This is a genomic window from Sutterella parvirubra YIT 11816, from assembly GCF_000250875.1.
GTDB classification, from domain to species: Bacteria; Pseudomonadota; Gammaproteobacteria; order Burkholderiales; family Burkholderiaceae_F; genus Sutterella; species Sutterella parvirubra.
This window is the reverse complement of sequence record NZ_JH605019.1, coordinates 21,450-25,702: the sequence shown is the minus strand read 5'-3', so window position 1 is coordinate 25,702 and position 4,253 is coordinate 21,450. Positions and strand designations below refer to the sequence as shown.

At 67.2% G+C, this 4,253-nt stretch carries 4 protein-coding genes; 3 read left to right on the top strand and 1 reads right to left on the bottom strand.

All coding sequences use genetic code 11. The features are described from left to right. From HMPREF9440_RS11590 to HMPREF9440_RS10850, 3 genes are all read left to right on the top strand, one after another. Nucleotides 1-526 (top strand): hypothetical protein (locus tag HMPREF9440_RS11590; RefSeq protein ID WP_172634310.1); only part of this gene is annotated, 526 nt, incomplete at its 5' end. A 67-nt stretch (nucleotides 527-593) separates the two neighbouring features. Beyond that, the gene (locus HMPREF9440_RS09995) at nucleotides 594-1,238 is read left to right on the top strand and encodes a GNAT family N-acetyltransferase (RefSeq protein ID WP_216586080.1); all 645 of its coding nucleotides are present in this window, start codon (nucleotides 594-596) and stop codon (nucleotides 1,236-1,238) included. 95 nt (nucleotides 1,239-1,333) lie between these two features. Beyond that, nucleotides 1,334-2,263 (top strand): DNA processing protein DprA, encoded by a 930-nt coding sequence (locus tag HMPREF9440_RS10850; protein WP_008543900.1) that lies wholly within the window; start codon nucleotides 1,334-1,336, stop codon nucleotides 2,261-2,263. Nucleotides 2,264-2,378: 115 nt separating this feature from the next. On the opposite strand, the gene HMPREF9440_RS09985 is transcribed toward HMPREF9440_RS10850, so the two are convergent. Continuing rightward, nucleotides 2,379-4,193: an FAD-dependent oxidoreductase gene (locus HMPREF9440_RS09985; protein ID WP_040765636.1), complete on the bottom strand. Its 1,815-nt coding sequence runs from the start codon at nucleotides 4,191-4,193 to the stop codon at nucleotides 2,379-2,381. Between the last annotated feature and the right edge of the window lie 60 nt (nucleotides 4,194-4,253).

The window sequence follows — 4,253 nt, the reverse complement described above, 5'->3', positions numbered from 1 at the left end:
CGCCGACCGCCACGGGGTGGAGCTTCTGCGCACCACCTCCTGGCGTCTTCGCCCCGAAGGGCTCGTCCCCGGAATTCCGCGCGCGCAACTGCCGCTTCCGCCCCACTACGCGCCCGACGTCGTGATCCTGGTGGAAACGAAGGAGAAGGACGAGGGCACGGCGGACGACTGGTCCCGCACCTGGCTCGTGGGCGACGCGAAGCTTCGCCGCCCCTTGAAGACCGTCGAATCCGAAGTGATGCGCGCGATGATGAAGTACGGCGTCACGACCCGACCCGTGCGGCCCGCCGACCGGATGGAATGCGTGCGCTTGATGTGCGCGATCCCCGAGCGGGGCTTCACCGGGATGACGCTCTCCGACCTCACGCCCGCCGCGGGGCCGGACGTGAGCGTCGAGGTGTTGACGCCCGACGCCCTTTCGACCGGGCTCGTCGAGCGGGTGCATGCGTTGCTGGGAGCCGGGCCGGTCTCCGGCGGTTGGAAGGCGGCGACTGCCGTTGGACCGACGGATGCCGTTCGGGTGTGAAGGACGTGAAGGACACGAAGGACGCGCAGGTTGTGACCTCAGGGGAATGCTGATGGAGAAGATGACGATGGAATCCCGTTCCCCCGTCCTCCGCACGCCGAGGCTCGCGCTCTTCGTCCCCACGGACGCCGACCGGGCGGACGTCGCGCGCCTCTGCGCGGACCCGCAGGTGATGGCCTGCTTTCCGAGGCCCTTGACTTCGGATGAGGCCGACGCGTGGTTCGAGCGGATCCGCGCCGCGCACGCGCGGGACGGTTTCGGCGTCTGGACCGTGAAGGTTCTCAGTGCTGAGGGGGAGACGTTCGCGGGCGTGGTCGGGCTCGCGCGCCCCGCCTTCGCCCCCGAGCGCGTCGAGATCCTCTGGCGCTTCCTCCCCAACTTCTGGGGACGGGGCTACGCGACGGAAGCCGCCCGTTCTGTCCTCGCCGCCGCACTTCTTCCCGATCGGGAAGTGTTGAAGGGGACAGGGATCGAGCTCTCGCCCGACCTTGCCGCGACGTTGGAGCGGTTGGGGTTGGAGGAGATCGTCGCCTTCACGGCGGCGGTGAACGTCCGCTCCGAAGCGCTCAAGGCCCGGCTCGGGATGACCCACGACCCGGCGGACGACTTCGATCATCCGGCGCTTTCTCCCCACGACCGGCTCTCGCGCCACGTGCTCTACAGGATGAGCCGCGATAGGATGGTGAAGATGTCGACCAAACGCCGAGACTGACGACCGCGCCTTCCGACAACTACGCAACGACCACGTCCATACCGCGCCGACCACGTCCCGACCACACACCAAAAAGACCCCAAAAGAGGCTCCCCATGCTCTCCGCTCACCAGATCCTCGCCCTCCTCAACCTCCCCGGCATCGGCCCCAAGACCGTCTTCAAAGTCGCCGAGCGCCTCACTGCGCCCATCGGCAACAACGAACTTCCCGCCGCGCTCGCCGCGGTGAAGCCCGCGGTCGACGAGGGCGCCGTCCTCCAGAGTCTCGTGACGGTGCGCGGGCAGCTCACCGAGTACGAGCGTCAGGGCGTCTTCCTGGTCTCCTACTGGGACGAAGACTTTCCGGACGGCGCCCGGCATGCGGTCGACGACGACGGCAACCCCGAGCCCGCGCTCCTTCTCTACGGCCGCGGGAACCGGGCGCTTCTTTCTGAGCCCGGCGTCGCCGTCATCGGGACGAGGAACGCCGCGGAACCGGCGCTGGCCGCCGCACGGCTCTTTGCGGAGAAGCTCGTCGAGGAAGGCATCACCGTCGTCTCGGGACTCGCCTTCGGCTGCGACGCCGCGGCGCATTGGGGCGCGGCGTCGGCGGAGGGTCCCACGATCGCAGTGGTGGGAAACGGGCTCGACACCGTCTATCCCCCGCAGCACCTCGACCTGGCCGACACGATCATCGCGAAGGGCGGGCTCTTCGTCTCGGAATACCCCTTAGGCACCGTGGCGACCCCCGCGACCTTGATCGCCCGGGACCGGCTTCAGACCGCGCTTTCCCAAGCCGTGATCGTCGTGCAGACGCCCGAAGGCGGCGGCAGCATGCACGCCGCCAAATCCGCGTACCACACGGGCAAAGACCTCTACGTCGTCCGCTACAAGGACGAGGCCTTCGACCGGTCGCCCGAGAACGCCGGGAACCAGTGGCTGATCGAAAACTGCGGGGCGAAGCCTCTGGGACCCTTCCCCACGATGCGGGAGCTCGATGAGGCGGTCGCGGAGATTGCGGACAAGGTGTTCGCGGCGACGCTTTGATAAAGAAGGCCGGAACCTACCGAGGCTCCGGCCTTCCTTCTCTCAGGAGGGATGAGCGGCTCCTCGACGAAGCCGCCCACCCCTTCTCACACGATCACTTCCGCGGTCATCGGGATCACTTGATACCGGCGTCCTTCACCGCGGTTTCAGCCGAAACCACGCCCGAGACGATCGCCCAGGAGTTCATCAACGCCGTCAGGCTGTCGGCACCGTTCGCGCCGCCCACGACGCAGCCCGCACCGTAGAGACCCGGGATGGGCTTCCCGGCCTTGTCGACGATGCGCAGATCCGCGTCGGCCTTGAGGCCCCCGAGGGTCGTCTGGTAGCGGACCTTCTGCTCGACGATGCGCCACGTGCCGTCGGTGGCGAGCCCGCCCGAGAGCTTGCGCCCGAAGTCGGCGTCCTTCCCGGCCGCGACCATCTCGTTCCAGTGCTTCACCGTGGCGGCGAGGCCCTTCGGGTCGATGCCCATGGTCTTCGCGGCCTCTTCAAGGCTCTTCGAGACGACCATCACGGGCTTGCCGTTGTTGACAATCTTGGTCCACTGATCGAGCGCCTCAGGGGACGGCACGAGCTTGTCTTCCATACTCTTCGCGACGTAGGCCTTCCAGGCGTTCTCGTCCATCACGATGTAGGCGATGTGGTCGGGCTGCGCGACGGTGGCGTCCGTCAGAACGCCCAACGCGGCGTTTTCATCCACATAGCGTTCGCCCTTGACGTTCACGTAGATCGCGCCCGTCTTCTTCATGGTGTCGGTGGAGGACGCCGTGGCGGCAAGGCCGTGCCCCGGGATGGTTTCGACGCCCTGCGGGTACATCTTGACGAGGTCCATGTTGGTCGTCGCGGCCCCGATCGAGGTCGCCATCTTCCAGCCGTCGCCCGTTTCGCTGTCGAGCCCGTAGAAGACGTAGTTGCTCATTTCTTTGGGGAGCATGTCCTTGACGGCGCCGAAGCCGCCCGACGCGAGGATCACGCCCTTCGCGGTCAACGTCACCGTTTCGCCGTTCGGGCCCTTGGCCTTGACGCCCACGACGCGCCCCTGCGCATCCTGGATGAGCGTTTCGGCGCGGGTCTGCAGCATCACTTCGCCGCCCATGCCTTCGAACTTCTCACGCATGAGCTTGAGGTAATTCACCGACCGGCCCGTGACGCCCAGCTGACGGTTCGCGCTGTGGTCCGGGTACTGCGTCGCGGCGGGGCCGTAGGGGATCTTCAAGTCGTCGATCAGCCAGTCCACGACGCCGCCCACGCGTTCGGTGACGGTTTTGACGAGCACCGGATCGTTCTTGTTCTTGCCGACCAAGAACATGTCCTTCGCGGCGAGTTCGGGCGAATCCTTCGTTTCCTTCATCACTTCGCGCTGGTAGCGCGAGCCCGTGGCGATCAGGGTCCCGGCGTTCAGGGCCGTGGCGCCCCCGATCACCGGCATCTTTTCGATGAGGATCACGTCGGCGCCGAGGCTCTCGGCCTTCACCGCCGCGGAGATGCCGGAGCCGCCCGCGCCGACCACGATGAGGTCGGCCTTCTTTTCGATGTCCTTCGCGGCGGCCTTCTTGGCGGGCACGATCATGAAGGCGCCGGGGTCACCGCCCGCGGCGGTGATGGCGGCCGTGATCGCGGTGCGGAGGCCTTCGGACGTCATCGTCGCGCCCGTCACGGCGTCGACTTTGAGGCTCTGGTTCGCGACGACCGCGGCAGGGAAGTCCTTCAACGCCGCGTCCGAAATCCCGACCGTTTCGCCGTGCTTCACGACGCGCACGGCCGTGAGTTTCCCGGCTTTGAAGTCGGCCTCGACCGAAATGTCGCCGTTCCGGCCCTGGCCGACGCCCGTGAAGGTGCCGTCCTTGGGGGCGGCGGCCTGGGCGGTGCCGAGCGCGAGCGTGCCGAGCACGGCGCAGGTGACGGCCGTCAGATGAGCGATGCGGATCATGGTGTGTTCTCCTCCGGCCCTGCCTCTGAGCGGGCAAGGCTCTTCATAGTCTTCGGAATG